Source organism: Arthrobacter sp. 01N442 (assembly GCF_056399345.1).
Genome location: NZ_JBFTRD010000007.1, coordinates 126,713 through 140,861, shown reverse-complemented (window position 1 = coordinate 140,861; position 14,149 = coordinate 126,713). Strand labels below are relative to the sequence as shown.

12 protein-coding genes are annotated in these 14,149 nt (G+C 65.5%); 8 read left to right on the top strand and 4 right to left on the bottom strand.

Translation table 11 applies throughout. The features are described 5' to 3' along the window. Positions 1-115: 115 nt before the first annotated feature. Together AC1DNC_RS14965 and AC1DNC_RS14960 are read left to right on the top strand one after the other, a co-directional pair. Positions 116-2,344, top strand: a complete 2,229-nt coding sequence (locus AC1DNC_RS14965; RefSeq protein WP_476863320.1) for an McrB family protein — start codon at positions 116-118, stop codon at positions 2,342-2,344. Further along, positions 2,331-3,575, top strand: a complete 1,245-nt coding sequence (locus tag AC1DNC_RS14960; protein ID WP_476863319.1) for a 5-methylcytosine restriction system specificity protein McrC — start codon at positions 2,331-2,333, stop codon at positions 3,573-3,575. Before AC1DNC_RS14965 ends, AC1DNC_RS14960 begins: the two co-directional genes overlap by 14 nt. A 12-nt stretch (positions 3,576-3,587) precedes the next feature. Here AC1DNC_RS14960 and AC1DNC_RS14955 read toward each other — a convergent pair whose 3' ends face one another. After that, positions 3,588-3,845, bottom strand: a complete 258-nt coding sequence (locus tag AC1DNC_RS14955) for a hypothetical protein (RefSeq protein WP_476863318.1) — start codon at positions 3,843-3,845, stop codon at positions 3,588-3,590. 119 nt (positions 3,846-3,964) lie between these two features. Between AC1DNC_RS14955 and AC1DNC_RS14950 the strand changes: the two genes are divergently transcribed. Further along, positions 3,965-4,624 (top strand): TetR/AcrR family transcriptional regulator, encoded by a 660-nt coding sequence (locus AC1DNC_RS14950; protein ID WP_476863317.1) that lies wholly within the window; start codon positions 3,965-3,967, stop codon positions 4,622-4,624. Here the strand turns inward: AC1DNC_RS14950 and AC1DNC_RS14945 are convergent. Both AC1DNC_RS14945 and AC1DNC_RS14940 read right to left on the bottom strand, forming a co-directional pair. Continuing rightward, positions 4,621-5,043, bottom strand: coding sequence for a very short patch repair endonuclease (locus AC1DNC_RS14945; RefSeq protein ID WP_476863316.1), 423 nt, complete (start codon positions 5,041-5,043; stop codon positions 4,621-4,623). The genes AC1DNC_RS14950 and AC1DNC_RS14945 overlap by 4 nt on opposite strands. Positions 5,044-5,084: 41 nt before the next feature. Then, complete coding sequence (locus tag AC1DNC_RS14940) at positions 5,085-5,519, bottom strand: pyridoxamine 5'-phosphate oxidase family protein (RefSeq protein WP_476863315.1); 435 nt, start codon at positions 5,517-5,519, stop codon at positions 5,085-5,087. A 255-nt stretch (positions 5,520-5,774) separates the two neighbouring features. Between AC1DNC_RS14940 and AC1DNC_RS14935 the strand changes: the two genes are divergently transcribed. From AC1DNC_RS14935 to AC1DNC_RS14920, 4 genes are all read left to right on the top strand, one after another. Next, on the top strand, positions 5,775-6,416 hold the full coding sequence (locus AC1DNC_RS14935; RefSeq protein ID WP_476863314.1) for a type IV secretion system protein: 642 nt from the start codon (positions 5,775-5,777) through the stop codon (positions 6,414-6,416). Positions 6,417-6,728: 312 nt separating this feature from the next. After that, positions 6,729-7,391, top strand: coding sequence for a DUF6318 family protein (locus AC1DNC_RS14930; RefSeq protein WP_476863313.1), 663 nt, complete (start codon positions 6,729-6,731; stop codon positions 7,389-7,391). Positions 7,392-7,669: 278 nt separating this feature from the next. Beyond that, a complete protein-coding gene (locus AC1DNC_RS14925) occupies positions 7,670-8,329 on the top strand; it encodes a PKD domain-containing protein (RefSeq protein WP_476863312.1) in 660 nt (219 codons plus the stop codon). Between the two features lie 91 nt (positions 8,330-8,420). Continuing rightward, positions 8,421-9,491: an alkene reductase gene (locus AC1DNC_RS14920; protein WP_476863311.1), complete on the top strand. Its 1,071-nt coding sequence runs from the start codon at positions 8,421-8,423 to the stop codon at positions 9,489-9,491. Between the two features lie 168 nt (positions 9,492-9,659). Here the strand turns inward: AC1DNC_RS14920 and AC1DNC_RS14915 are convergent, their stop codons facing one another. Continuing rightward, the gene (locus AC1DNC_RS14915) at positions 9,660-13,352 is read right to left on the bottom strand and encodes a TM0106 family RecB-like putative nuclease (protein WP_476863310.1); all 3,693 of its coding nucleotides are present in this window, start codon (positions 13,350-13,352) and stop codon (positions 9,660-9,662) included. 152 nt (positions 13,353-13,504) lie between these two features. Here AC1DNC_RS14915 and AC1DNC_RS14910 point away from each other — a divergent pair, with 152 nt between their 5' ends. Next, entirely contained in the window at positions 13,505-14,140 is a 636-nt protein-coding gene (locus AC1DNC_RS14910) for an SOUL family heme-binding protein (RefSeq protein ID WP_476863309.1), read from the top strand. Positions 14,141-14,149 lie beyond the last annotated feature (9 nt).

Below are 14,149 nucleotides of genomic sequence, written 5' to 3'. Positions count from 1 at the left end.
GCCGTTCAACTCCCGCCATCGGCCGCAGCCAGGGAAGCTACTCACCGGTAGTTAAGTTCCGCTGTGGGGAACCGCCTTGATGCGGACGTTCAGCTTAAGCCTGTAAATTGAAGGCATGACCCCCAACAAAAAGCCCGCCATGCACCGCGCCCTCGGCATCTCCAAAGAGATCGAAGACGCGGCGTGGTTTGTGCTTGGCCCGGGACTGCTCGGCAAAGCGTCGCCGCTGGATGGCCGGACCAGGACCTGGTCGGTCGCGGCGGCTTCGGAATTGCTGGAGCGTCTGGAACGGGGCATTCCGGACCCCAAGGCGCCAATGATGACCAACCTCCGCGAAAACCTGGAGGGCGCCACCCGCGGGGCGAAGCAGCTGGCCGTGGAGCTCTTGTTCCTGCAGTCGCTGCCGCTGGCCCATGAAGTGAAGTCGCTCAAGGTCAAGCGGGCCCGTGTCGCCGAGGCCGCGTCCTGGCTGGAGCCGCCGCTGGAGCTCCCCGACGAACTCTATGCGGGCATGACGGACCACGGCGTCATCCGGGACCGCACCGCAGAGTTCAACTGGACCATCTGGGACCACCTCAAATGGCTCTGCCGCTTTGTCCGGCATGTCGCCCAGCGCCCGGCCGGCGTCGTCCAGGCCGCAATCAAGGATCCGCTGGCCTTCCACGAACTCACCATTGGCACCCCCGAGGACCAGCCCGCCATCCGGCGCAGCATCGAATTCCTGGTCTGGCCGGCGTACTTCGAACCCGTCGTGGCCGACGTCGAACGCCAGGAAATCCGCGACGCCTTCGCTTCCCTGGTCGGCGGGGCCAAGGGGGACTCGGACGCGGAGGTCTCCGCGGACATCCACCGGATCCGGCTGCACCTCGATGAACAGGCCGGCCAGCGGATCGACTGGTATTCCCGCCAGCTGGTCAGCCAGTGGCGGAAGGTGGGCGACCCTGGCCGCCGCGCCTGGCTGTTGCGCAGCCACCACGACAACGCCGAGGTCCTCGCCGCCTGGCAGGACGAGGAAGCGGTGACGCTCGACGTCGAACACCTCCGCCTGCTCGATCCGGGCGTGACCGCGGGCCTGGTCCAGCACGCCGTGGACGAGGACTACAAGCACCTCAGCTATGTGGAACGCGAGGACACCAAGACCGCAGTCTTCGCCTTCCTGACCGTCATGAAGCCAGGCGACCTCACGCTGTACCAGAACTCTGGCAGCGTCCGCGTGGGCGTAGTGCTGGGCGAACCCGAACACCATGATGACAACCGCCGGCTGCGCCGCAAGGTCCGCTGGTTCGACGAGGTCCACTCGATGACGGAGCTGCCCCGCCATGTGCAGCGCCAGCTGGCCAGTTCCGGCCTGATCGTGGACGTCACCCGGGTGATCCAAGCGCTCGAGACCCTGCTCCCGGCCGAAGCCGAGGCCGACGCCGGCGACGGCGCGGAGCCGGACACCCCCGTCGAACCGTGCGAGGGGTTCCGCCCGCTGACGGCGGAATTCGCCGCATCCCTGCACATGGACCTCGAACCGCTGCAGGAAATCGCCGAATTGCTGGAGGAAAACCGCCAGTTGGTGCTTTACGGCCCGCCCGGCACCGGTAAGACCTACCTCGCCAAGCACCTGGCCGCCGAACTGGCCGGGGACACCAGCGACGAGCGGGTCAAACTGGTTCAGTTCCACCCTTCCTACGCCTACGAGGACTTCTTCGAAGGCTACCGGCCGGACAAAACCGACGAAGGCCAAGTGTCGTTCAAGCTCGTGGCCGGGCCGCTGCGCCGGCTGGCCGAGGAAGCCGCCAAGCCGGGCAACGAGGGCAAGCCGTACTTCCTGATCATCGACGAGATGAACCGGGCCAACCTGGCGAAGGTCTTCGGCGAGCTGTACTTCCTGCTGGAGTACCGCGACGACCGGATCTACCTGCAGTACAGCCCGACCGAGCCGTTCTCACTGCCGGACAACCTGTACATCATCGGCACCATGAACACCGCCGACCGCTCCATCGCGATGATGGACGCGGCCATCCGCCGCCGGTTCTCCTTCATTGAACTGCACCCCAAGACCGAGCCGGTCAAGGGATCGTTGCTGCGCTTCCTGCAGGCCCGCGACCTGGACACGACGCCGGCGCTGCTGCTCGATGAGCTCAACAACGCCATCGACGAGTGGGACCGGGACCTGATGATTGGTCCGTCCTACTTCATGAAGAAGGCCGCCCAGACGCCCACCGGTTTGCGCCGGATCTGGAAGTACGAGCTGATGCCGCTGCTGGAGGAGCACTACCACGGCCAGCTCAACCGGGCCCAGCTGGAGGAACGGTTCGGCCTTGAGCAACTGATGGCCCGCCTTGCGCGCGCCTAGCGTTGCCCCAGGCAGCGCCGTCCAGCACATCGTCCTGGATGAGTTGTCCGGGGGAGTGGTGGAACGGATCGACGCCGGCAGCGCCGCGTACATCAATGGCAGCGGCCTGGCCAAGGCCTCACCACTGGGTATGGGCCTGTTCCGGATCGAACCGGTCGGCACGGTGGGCTCCGTCCGCACCCCCTCGGTGCAGCTCGAAGTACGGCCTAAGGAGCGGCTGGGTCTGCGCCGGCTCCTGTTCCTGCTCGGTTACGCGGAGAACCAGGGTTTCCGGGACGACGATGTGGCCGCCGTCGAGGACAGTGACCTCTGGAGTGCCCTGGCCGAGTCCCTGGCCCAGCTCGCCGACCGCGCCCTCAGCCGCGGCGTGCTGCAGGGCTACCTGAACGTTGACGAGTCGCTCCGCACCGTCAAGGGCCGGATCCGGATCTCGGACCAGATCTCCCGCCGCCCCGGGCTGCTGGTCCCGCTCGAGGTCTCCTACGATGAATTCACCGAGGACATCCCGGAAAACCGTATCCTGCGCGCGGCCCTCGAACGGATGTCGCAGGTGCCGGGGGTTCGGGCCGACGTGCTCAGCCGGCTGCGTCGGCTGAAGTGCAAGCTCGACGCCGTGATGCGGCTGCAGTCCGGCGCCCCGCTGCCGCAGTGGCGGGCCAACCGGATGAACACGCGGTACCACGCGGCGTTGCGGCTCGCGGAGGTCATCCTGCGCAACGCCTCGGCCGAGGCCGGGGACGGCAAGCAGCACTCGGCGTCGTTCGTGGTGGACATGTCCAAGGTCTTCGAGGACTTTGTCGGCACGGCGCTGCGCGAGGCCATGGCCGCGTACCCGGGGGAGATGCGCTTGCGCTACAACTCCCTGCTGAATGAGGCGGTCCGGGATTCGGACCGGATCACGGTGCAACCGGGCGCGGTGCACCTGCTGGGCGGCCGGCCCGTTATGGTGTACGACGCCAAGTACAAGGCGGCCGCCGACGCAGGCGCTTCGCTCTCCGGCGACCACTACCGGATGCTCGCGTACTGCACCTCGCTGAGGGTGCCCACGGCGTGGCTGGTTTACCCTGGCGCGGGGGAGATCAAGCTGCGGCGGATCCTCAACACCGATATCGATGTGGTGGAATTCCCGCTTGATCTGTCCCTGGCACCCTCGGAAATCTTGGCGTCCGTCGCTGACCTGGCGCAGCAGTCGTGGGGCGAAGTGGTCCGGCAGGCGACGATCAGCCGCTGACGGCGAGGTTATCTAGGCGGTGTCGTCCTGCAGGACCGTGGAGACTGACAGCAGGTGGTTGAGGAGCGCTTTTTCCGGCTCCCCGGGATTGTTGGCCACGTGCCTACGGAGTTGCTCCCGTACCGGAGCCTCGCCCGGCTCGGTTTCCGAGAGAATCGCATCGATGATGGCGGATACCTGACGGCGCAACGGCTCCAGATCCTCATGCGTTTCGGGGCTGCGGGCGGCGTGCCGCGTGCGCGTCTCGGTAGACAACAACAAGTGTGGCATGGTGCTCTCCTGCGGAGTTAGTAGTATCCCCACGTACTGACCAATAGAGTCCTAGTCCCCGAGTCTCGATCTTAGCTCAGGGAGACCAGTCTGTCTCGTGTAGCGGTAAGATAATTTCGATGTCTGTTTCAACCAATTCCCAGGCTGCGTCTCCGCCCCCAGGTGCGGGCGGCGGTGGCGTTCCTGCGTCCGGCGGTGACATCAACGCCGGTGCTGCTGAGATTACCGGGATCCGTGAGCGCATTTTGGACGTTGCGTACGAATTGTTTTCGCGTCGCGGCGTGCGGGATGTGGGCATCAATGAGCTCATCAGCCGCTCGGGTGTGGCGAAGGCCAGCTTCTACCGGCACTTCGGCTCAAAGGACGAGCTGGTACTGGCTTTCCTGGAGCGACGCGACCGGCAGTGGACGGTAGCCACCATCCTTTCCGAGGCCCGACGCCGGGGGCGCACCCCGGTGGAACAGTTGCTGGCCATCTTCGAGGTCTTCGCCGATTGGTTCGCGCGGGACGACTTTGAAGCCTGCTCCTTTGTGAACATTCTGCTCGAGATGGGTCCGACCCATCCGCTGGGCCGGGCAAGCATTGATTACCTCGACAAGATCCGCGGCCATGTGCAGGAGCTCGCGGAGGAGGCGGACCTGAGGGACGCCGAGGGTTTTGCCCGGTCCTGGTACATCCTGATGAAAGGCTCGATTGTCGCAGCGGCCGGGGGAGACCGGGCTGCCGCGGGCCGGGCGCGTGAGATGGCCGGGTGGCTCATTGACCACCACCAGGCCTAGCGGCTGAGGAAACTGTCGAGTTGCTGCTCGAGGGCTGAGAGGTCTTTGAGTTCGCACTCCCAAACGGTGAGCACCTCCCAGCCGGAACTTTCGAGCGCGCGGCGCTGTTCGGCGTCGCGGTTCCGGGTGCGGGTGCGCTTGGTTTCCCAGAAGTCCGCGTTGGATTTGGGCGCATGCTGTCCCACCCTGCAGTCGTGGAAATGCCAGAAGCAGCCGTTGACGAAGATGACCTTATGGCGGCTCGCGAACACGAGATCGGGATTTCCAGGCAGCCTGCCGCCGCGGGCTGTCCCGTGCAAGCGGTAGCGGTAACCCTTGGCGTGCAGCATCCTCCGGACCAGCAATTCGGGTTTGGTGTTCTTACCCCTGATGCGGGACATGTTCCAGCTGCGCCGCTCCGGGGTGAGACTGTCCGTCATGGTTTAAGTCTAGGCGGCGGCAGATTTTGGGGGATTTGGCCCTAAATCTCCCGTTCCGGGTGCTCGCCGAACTGGAAGTGCCGGCCGCTGACCGCCGTCGGTTCGATTTCGACGTAGAAGTCCTTCAGCGTCGGCACCCAGGGTTTGAGCCCCAGCGCCTCGGCGGCTGCGATGTCCGCAGACTGCTCCAGAACACGTGCTGTCCCGCGAACCACCACCGACCACGCCTCCTCGGACAGGATGCCATCGGTCTCGAAAAGCACCTTGGAGTTGATGGTCAGCTCGGCGAGCTTGTTGCCGGGTGCCGTGCGCAAGTAGAGCTTGCGGTTACTGACGGCGTAGTTCACGGGGAAAATGTCCGGTTCCCCAGCCACGGTGACGACGAGCCTGCCGTGTTGTGTTCCTTCGATGAGTTTCCAGGTTTCATCCGGGGACAGGGTCAAAATCGGGCTGTTGTCTGCGTGTTCGAACATCATGGGCTCATTGTTCTGTGCCGTGTAGAAAAACGCCAGAGGCTTGCGGAATTGATTGCCGGGTTCGCAGCCCCGTTCCCGCCGCTAAATTGTCAGACCCCCTGCCTAACGTTCATCGTGTCCGGTTTGCATCGCAGCCAGCGGCCGCCCGTCAGGGTATATGCGCCGCAGGAAGGGATGCCCCTCCGCGCCATGGGGGCGCTTGGGCCCGGACACTTCGAACTGCCAGGCGTCGCCTGGCCATGAGTATGGGGAATCATGAGTACTTTCAATTCACACGGCACTGCACCCGCGGACGCGCCCGCCTCCACCGTTCCGGCAATGGCCGGCGCTCCCGTTGCTCCCCGGGGCAACGGCTGGGGCGTAACCGCGCTGGTTCTCGGCATTGTGGCCGTGGTCTTCTCGTTCATCCCGGTGATGGGCGTCGTCGCCTTCGTCCTGGGGCCGCTGGCGGTTGTGTTCGGGATCATCGGTGCCACCCGCAAGTTCGCCAAGAAGGGGGCCGCCATTGCGGGCCTCGTGCTTGGCGTCGTCAGCATTGTCATTGCGGCCATCTGGATGGCGGTGTTGTCCGCTGCTGTCTCGTCGGCCGACCAGGCGCTCAACTCGGAGCACAAGATCCAGTACGTGGTGACCACCAACGGCAAGGCCTCGGTCAGCTACTGGACCAGCGGCGGAACGTCCACGGAAAAGGTCAGCGCTGCCTGGAAAAAGGAGCAGGCCGTGAAGAACTCCGATTTCGTCTCCTTGGTTGTCACCGGGGATTACTCCAATGCCGAGGCAAAGGTCGGCTGCGAAATCCTGTTTGACGGCAAGTCGATCTCAAAGAACTCCGGCAGCGGCCAGGGCGCGATGGCGAGCTGCAGCGGCTCTGGCCTGGGGGTCGATAGCAAGAAGTAGGACTGTGGGCCGGGTTCTGGATTGCGGACCGGTTCTAAGACTCCCGGCCGATTCTAAAATCCGGGGTGCGGCAGGGCGTTGCGGAAGATTTCTGCGGCGCCCTGCTTGCATTAGGAATTGTGAGGGTGTTTAGCGGCCGGGGATGTTGCCCTGGCGGCGCGCCATGTGGGGCCTCTGATTCCCTAGGGACGCGTGCTTCAGGAGTGAATAGAGCCCCTGTGGATAACCCTTACGGCGAGAGTGCGGTGTCAGTTACCCTTAGGCATTGTTTGGATTCAGGCGTCTTGATTTCTATCGGGGGATTAGCTGAACATGACATCTCGCACTCCAATCGCCAACCGTCGGCTCGCCGCCGCGGCCGCTCTCTTTACCGCTGTTGCCCTCATCGGGACGGCTTGCACCGGCAGCCAGGCGGCACCGAGTGCCTCTCCGAGTGGTGCGTCGATCAGCCCCTCGACTTCACCCACCGCCACTGCCACCGCGACCCCGGCGCCGACCGCCAGCTACAAGCCCGCAGATGCCAAGGGCAGGGCGCAGAACGTCCCGGTGCCGGTGTTGCCGGCCGTGGCGAAGACGAAGACGAAGGCGGGGCTGGAAGCGTTCGCGAGGTATTGGTTCCAGCTCCTCAGTTATGGCTACGAGACCGGGGATACGTCGCGGCTCACTGCTGTCACGAGTACGGGCTGCGAATCGTGCGCTCATGCCAAAGAAGTAATTACCGGGTGGAATAGTGACGGTCGTTGGCTCGTTGGCGGCCGAGTCACGACCCCCGCCGTCTCGACGACCTTCCGCGTGGCTCAAGATGGAAACTATCAAGTGGCCATGCAGATATCGCAAGAAGGTATGTCGTACTACAACCCAAACGGCACCTTGAGTAGTAAAGACCCTAAACCCGATGATTCCGGAAATCTGATGCTTGCCGTTTTCAAGAACGGATCCTGGTTCGTAAACAACATACAGCCGATCGTGGGTTAGCAGTGAGAGCCCGGAATCTGCTCGGCGCCACTCTTTCTGTGCTCCTCATTTTCTCCGGACCCGCAGCCAGATCCGACGGGGGTAGCCCCGAGCCGCCAGTCAAGGGAACTTGGGGACCAGGGTCCGTCAACGTCGGGGGCGCATGGTCTTTTGACCCGTCCACAGGGGAGTTCCAGCGTGTCGCTCCGGGATCTTCTTCTGCCGATCCCTTCCAGTACAAGTACGAACTCCAATGCCATCTTGGCGGTGGCGACTTCGACGCTGACTGCCTGGCGACCGTGTTGGAATGCAAGAACGGGCCCGGCGGCAAGGACGGAATTCCCGTCACCTGGTTCAAGGCTCCCGCCGGCGTACCTAAGCCGGTCTGGAGTTACCATTCCGGGCCGACGTGCCTGTTTGATGCGCGACCCGAAGAGTTGTTGCCCCGCATCGCCGCCATGATCCAAACAGAGTTCCAGAAACTGCCGATCGTTGCCGGCCGCGTAACAGCGCAGCCCAGCCCTCATACGCTGCGGGGCGCCGAGACGAATTTCTTCGCCGAAGCAGCCGAGCAGCAGTTCGACATCAAGATCTTGGCCCAGGATGTCCACGTCGACGCCAAACCCGTTCAGTACGCCTGGAACTATGGTGACGGCACTACGCTGGGCCCACAGAACTCGGCCGGCGGGCCACTGCCGCAGGACCGTTGGGGCGAAAAGACCGCCACCAGCCATATCTACACCCGCACCGGCGACTTCTCGGTTGCGCTGAGCACGTACTTTCAAGGGACCTACTCCGTCAATGGAGGACCACCATTGCCGATCCCGGGTCAAGGACAGTTCAGCTCCCCGCCGCAGACAATCAGCGTCTGGCGCTCCATCACACGCAACTATGCCGACGACTGTCTGCAGAATCCAGAAGGTCAGGGTTGCCCGGGCGCGCCACCGCCCGCGCCTTGAACAAGCGCGTGATTCGAGTCTCAACCGGAATAGTTGCAGACGCTGGATTGCTGTTGCCAGTGGACACAATCCACCGCGAAAGGAACCGCGCATGCTGTTTTCCCAAATGACACTCGGCCAGCTGGAACTTCCCAACCGACTCGTGATGGCGCCACTCACCCGACTCCGGTCAGGCAAGGAAGGCGTCCCCGGACCGCTCGTCGTCGAGCACTACCGGCAACGCGCCTCGCTCGGCCTGATTGTCAGCGAAGGCACCTACCCCAGCCCAGCCGGACGGGGCTTCCCGGGCCAGCCCGGCTTGGTCACTGAGGAACAGCTCAAGGGCTGGGCCGACGTAACCGCCGCCGTACACGCCGAGGGCGGCAGGATCTTCGCCCAGGTCATGCACGCGGGACGCGTCACGCATGAGGACACCACCGGTGGACACGAAGTTGTCGCGCCGAGCGCCATCGCCATCGACGGCGAGACCCGCACCTACGAAGGCAAGCAGGCCTTCCCGGTTCCCCGCGCCCTGACCACAGACGAGCTGCCCGCAATCCGGGAAGACTTCGTTCGGGCCTCCCGCAGCGCGGTCGAGGCTGACTTCGACGGCGTCGAACTTCACTCTGCCAATGGCTACCTGCTGCACGAATTCCTGACCCCGGCCGCGAACCAGCGAGACGACATCTACGGCGGTTCACCCGAAAACCGCGCCCGGTTCGTCATCGAAGTCGTCCAGGCTGTCGTCGATGCCATCGGCGCGGACCGCGTCGGCATCCGCATCTCGCCCGAGCACAACGTGCAGGGTGCCCTGGAGTTGGACGCCGCTGACGTGCGTGAAACCTACGGCTACCTGGTGGACGCCCTGGCGCCGCTGAAGCTGGCTTACCTCAGCGTGCTTCACAAGGAGCCTACGAGCGAGCTGGTTCAGGAACTTCGCAAGCGCTTCGATGGAACCTTCCTGCTGAACACCGGCTTCGGCGTCGTCACCACTCGCGACGAGGCCAAGGCCTTGGTCTCGGACGGATACGCCGACGCGGTGGTCGTGGGACGTCCCGCCATCGCCAACCCGGATCTGGTCCGTCGCTGGCGCGAAGGCCTCCCCGTCAACGAACCCGACGCGTCGACGTTCTACGCTGACGGCGCCGAGGGCTACACCGACTACCCGGTCTACCAGAACTAGGAGCGGATGGCCGGCCTAGTCACGGCCGGACCTGCCCAACAGATCACGCCAACAGTGGACAGAATCCCATTCTGTCCACTGTTGGCGTTTAAGGATGGGCATGTCCGGTGGCGCAGTTTGAACGCGATGGGCATGTCCGGAGGGCCACGCGAAGGTCGGGCATGTCCCCTAGGAAACCGCGGACACGGACCTCTGGCAGAGGCCGATGAAGCCGCCCAGCTGTTCCAGGCCTTCCGGATGGGCAGGCAGGTAGTCGGTCAGCTCCGGAGCGCGGACGATGACCGCGCGCCATTTCCCGCGAGATACTGCCACATTGATCCGGTTCCGGGAGAGCAGGAATTCCATGCCCCGCGGCGCCTCGGCTACCGCCGAACACGCCATGGACACGATCACCACAGCGGCTTCCTGTCCCTGGAACTTGTCCACGGTCCCAACCCTGACGCCGGGCAAGCCAGCCCGGTCCAGGGCTTCGCGGATGAGGTTCACCTGGGCGTTGTAGGCAGCCACCACGAGGACGTCCGCAGCAGTGAGGGGACGCGACCCCTCCTCGGTGTGCCACAGCAGACCCAGATGGCGTCGCACCTGCCGGACGACCTCGGCGGCCTCCTCGGGGGACGACGTCGTGTTGCCTCCGTGCGGAACCATCACCGTCTCGATTCCAGCCGGGACGCCATCCAGGCGCCTCCGGTCGGCCGACGGAGCTGACCGAAGCCGGCCCTCGTACGACAGTTCGGAAACAGCCACGCACAGCTCGGAGTTCATCCGCCACGAGTCGGCCAGGAAATAGCCAAGCTCCGCCGGGAGCGTGGCATGTCCGGCGGAGATCCAGCCTAGGGCCGATTCGTCGACCGGTTCGGGATGCCTGCCTTGGCTGACCTGGGGGAGTTGCTGCGGGTCCCCAAGAAGCAGCAGCCGCGTGCTGGACCGGGCGACCGCGAGCGTGTTGGCCAGCGAGAATTGGCCGGCCTCGTCGATCACCAGCAGATCCAGGGAGCCGGCCGGGACGTTGGCGCCGGTCATGGTCCACGCCGTACCGCCGACCAGTGCCCCGCCGGGCGAGCCGAGCAGGGCCGCAACGTCCTTGCCGGTCCGAGCCTGCCACGGCAAGGGATTCTCGTGCTTCACGTCCTTCGCCACCAGGTCCGGTTTGACCCCGGCCTTGGTGACCGCCGTGGTCAGCAGGTTCTCCACGACGGCATGGGACTGGCCGACCACCCCCACCTTCCAGCCGCGGGCTACGAGCCGGGCGATGACATGGGAGCCCACATAGGTCTTCCCGGTGCCCGGGGGACCCTGCACGGCCAGGTAGGAGTGGTCGAGTCCCAGGACCGCCGTCGTGATGGCATCGACGAAGCGGTCCGGACCATCGCCCGGCTGCGGCAGCGGCGCGCCGCCGGTCAGCCGCGGCGGCAAACGCCGGACAAGGTCGAGGGCGGGGTGGCGGGGGATGGAACCGGACCGCAAGCCGTCGGCCACCAGTTCAGCGAGCGACTCCAGCGACTGCTCCAGGCTCTTGGTGGCGAGCGGCTGGTCCTCGGTCAGCGCGATGGGCACCTCGTCGTGGGGCGCTACGTTGCGGTGCAGCCGGTCCCGGATGACGACGGTGTCCTTGCCGTCCTCGTGGCCAAGTTCCAGCACCTCCGTACCGAACCAGCCGTTCCGGCCGGAGCTGCTCTTGCCGGTGCCCTCCAGGCCGCCGGGAAGCGGATGACCGTACATGCGGAACCATTTGCTGCCTTCGCGCAGGTCCGAGCCTGGGCTCACGGTGCCGGTCAGCCGGATCTGCCGCTCGGGCAGCTTCCGGCCCTCTTGTTGCCAGTCGCCCAGAATTTCGGCGGTATCAACGAGGAAAACATTCCGGTCCCGCTCGTGCGTGTCCGGTCCGTACTCACATCGGTCGAAGTGCGCCCACCAGAAGGACTTACGCTCCCGGCGGTGATAGCTCACCGCCGCAGCCAGCATCGCGACGGCCTTTCGGTCCTCCTCGGGCAGGCCGCTCCCGGGTTCGGCATAAGCCAGCAGCGCCAGCTCTGCCGGGGCAGGTGCGGCCGCTGCGGCTGGGGAGCCTGCGTCGGGTCCCGGACCGCCTGACCCGGACCCGCCGCCGGGCCCGCCTGAACCCGGACCGCCCGACCCGGACCCGCCGCCGGGCCCGCCGTCGTCCCCGCCTGAACCCGACCCGCCGTCCGGAGCGCCGCCGCCGGGCCCGATCCCGCGTTCCTTGGCCCGCTGGAGCAGCCAGTTCCGCAGCTCCAACGTCGAGAGGCAGTCGTATTCGTTGTAATCGGAGATGCCGGCCAGGATCCTCGCGGCGTCCTCGTCCCGGCCGGCGTCGCGCGCCTCGCAGTAGTGGGCGTACGCCACTACGGAGGCGCCGGCGTCCTTCACGTCGCCGGAGCGGAGGTTCGTGCCCATGTACAGCGGTTCGAGCTTCTTGATGCTGTACGAATTTTCGGAGATGCGGATGCTGTTCCGGACCGTCTGGTACAGGTCAATCAACAGGCCCGCGCGCAGCCACTCGTCCACAATGTCCTCGCCGGCCACATGCAGCACCGAGAGCTTGCGGAGGGCCGTCTTCTCATAGGCGGCGTAGTGGTAGACGTGCATATCGGGGTAGTCGCGCCGGCGCTTCTCCACATAGTCCAGGAAGTCTAGGAAGGCCTTTTTCTCCGCAGGCCGGCTGTGCGCCCAGAACGGCCGGAAAACCCCCGGAATCCCAGGCCCGGTCGGCGCCTCGATCACGCCGAAGAGGTACTCGAGTCCCCATACCCCGGAGGCGCTCTCCTGCCACAGCGGGTCGCCCTCGAAGTCGAAGAAGATGTCGCCCGCGCTGGGCGGGGGCAGTTCCGCCAGGGTGTTCTCCGGCAAGACGCCGTAACGCAAGGTATGCAGCTCGCCGTCCTTGCGGTACTGGACCTCGCCGTCCGCAGCGCCGATGCCGCTTTGCATCCGGGCCTGCTCCTGAAGCCGCGAGAGCGCGGGCGTCGGCTTGGCGAGCGTCGCCTGCGCCAGCTCCTTGACGGTGTGAATGCCCAGTTCATGCAGGTTCTTGCGCTGCACCGCGTTCATCCGTGCCACCAGGAGCAGATCGTCCGTGGCCTTCACCTGTTCCTGGCAGTAGTCGCAGCGGCCGCAAGCGCTGATGCCGTCGGCGCCCCAGCGGACGGCGTCGGCCTGCGCGATGTGCCCGGCCGTCACGGCGAGGAAGCGTTCCCGCCGCTCTCGGAAAACCGGCAGGACTTCGGCGAGTTTGTGGTGGCTCCGGACGTAGTCGAAGCCGCCGTCGGCCACCTGCTCCGTGGCGCCGAGGACCAGCGTCACCGACGGATCCACCGGGATGCCGGCCTTGAGCAGCTGGTCGCCGTAGGCGGCGAGCTGCAGCAGTGCGGTCACCTTGGCGTGGCGGGCAAGCTTCGTGTCGAACACCGCGTAGCCGCCGTCGGCCTGCCGCACCAGGAAGTCGGAGCGGCCGTGGAACTGTCCGTCGAAAAAGGCGGCCTGGAAGACGACGTCGGCCCCGGCACGGAGCGCCTCGATGGACTCGCGGTGCTTGGCAACCAAGGTGGCGCGGTCCATTGCCGGGGCGGGAACGACGTCGTACACACCGCGCCCGCGGACCGGGTCCCAATCGCCGAACTGGTCCACGAAACCGTCGAGGACCTTGCGCTCGTGGACATCCCCCAGCACAGCCGCGTGCTGGAGCATCTCGTCGGTGCCGAAATCGGCCTTGGGAGTGCGGCCGAGCTTCTCGTCGAGCTTTCGGAGCAACTGGTACTCGCAGCCGACGGCCACCACGAGGTCGCTCGCGGAGTAGACCAGGTCCGGCGCCGCGCCCGGTACTTCCGGTTCAAGAAAAAACACTGCGCCCCCGTTGTGCTGGCTGGTGGATGTCTCTTCTGCCAAGCTACCAAAACCCTCTGACACGAAAGCGTCGAACACTGGAACGGTACGGGCGACCAGAAGAAAGTGACCTCTGGCCGCGGACGTCGGAGCGGCGTAAGGTCGTGAAGACCATGACCGAACAGCAACCCTATGAGCTGGTTCGCAGCTACCCGCACTTCGAACTGCGCCGCTATCCTGCCTACGTCGTGGCCGAGGTACGCGTACGCGCGACCTTTGACCGCGCCGGCAACGCTGCCTTCCGGCACCTCTTCAACTACATCGCCGGCAGTAACACCGCCAGTCAGAAGCTGGCGATGACCGCTCCGGTGATCCAAGGAAGTGAAACCCAAGACCCTGGAAGCCAGGGCAGCGGCGCCTCGCAGAAGCTGGCCATGACGGCTCCGGTGATCCAAAGCGGGGCGATGCCGGGAAGCGATGCGCCCGCCGACTTTGTGGTTGCCTTCGTTCTGCCCGACGGTGTGACCGCTGAGACGGCACCGGTTCCAACGAACCCGGACGTCAAAATCAGGGCGGTACCGGGCTCGCTGGCCGCCGTCCTGCGTTTCTCCGGAAACAGCTCGGCGGCAGCCTTTGCACGGCGCAACGACGGGCTGCAGGCGGCGCTGACCCTCGCGGGACTAACCGCAGTGGGGCCGCCCCGGTTCGCCCGCTTTGACCCGCCGTTCAAGCCATGGTTCCTGCGCCGCAACGAGGTTGTGCAGGACGTACAGGAGCCTGCTGCCGCAGCGGGAACGCCCGGCGCCTGAGCCGGTAAG

Bases quoted from the DNA above. Each gene is read 5' to 3' on its own strand.
- AC1DNC_RS14965 (WP_476863320.1), top strand. From the start codon at position 116: ATGACCCCCAACAAAAAGCCCGCCATGCACCGCGCCCTCGGCATCTCC.
- AC1DNC_RS14955 (WP_476863318.1), bottom strand. From the start codon at position 3,845: ATGCCACACTTGTTGTTGTCTACCGAGACGCGCACGCGGCACGCCGCC.
- AC1DNC_RS14950 (WP_476863317.1), top strand. From the start codon at position 3,965: ATGTCTGTTTCAACCAATTCCCAGGCTGCGTCTCCGCCCCCAGGTGCG.
- AC1DNC_RS14945 (WP_476863316.1), bottom strand. From the start codon at position 5,043: ATGACGGACAGTCTCACCCCGGAGCGGCGCAGCTGGAACATGTCCCGC.
- AC1DNC_RS14940 (WP_476863315.1), bottom strand. From the start codon at position 5,519: ATGATGTTCGAACACGCAGACAACAGCCCGATTTTGACCCTGTCCCCG.
- AC1DNC_RS14935 (WP_476863314.1), top strand. From the start codon at position 5,775: ATGAGTACTTTCAATTCACACGGCACTGCACCCGCGGACGCGCCCGCC.
- AC1DNC_RS14930 (WP_476863313.1), top strand. From the start codon at position 6,729: ATGACATCTCGCACTCCAATCGCCAACCGTCGGCTCGCCGCCGCGGCC.
- AC1DNC_RS14920 (WP_476863311.1), top strand. From the start codon at position 8,421: ATGCTGTTTTCCCAAATGACACTCGGCCAGCTGGAACTTCCCAACCGA.
- AC1DNC_RS14910 (WP_476863309.1), top strand. From the start codon at position 13,505: ATGACCGAACAGCAACCCTATGAGCTGGTTCGCAGCTACCCGCACTTC.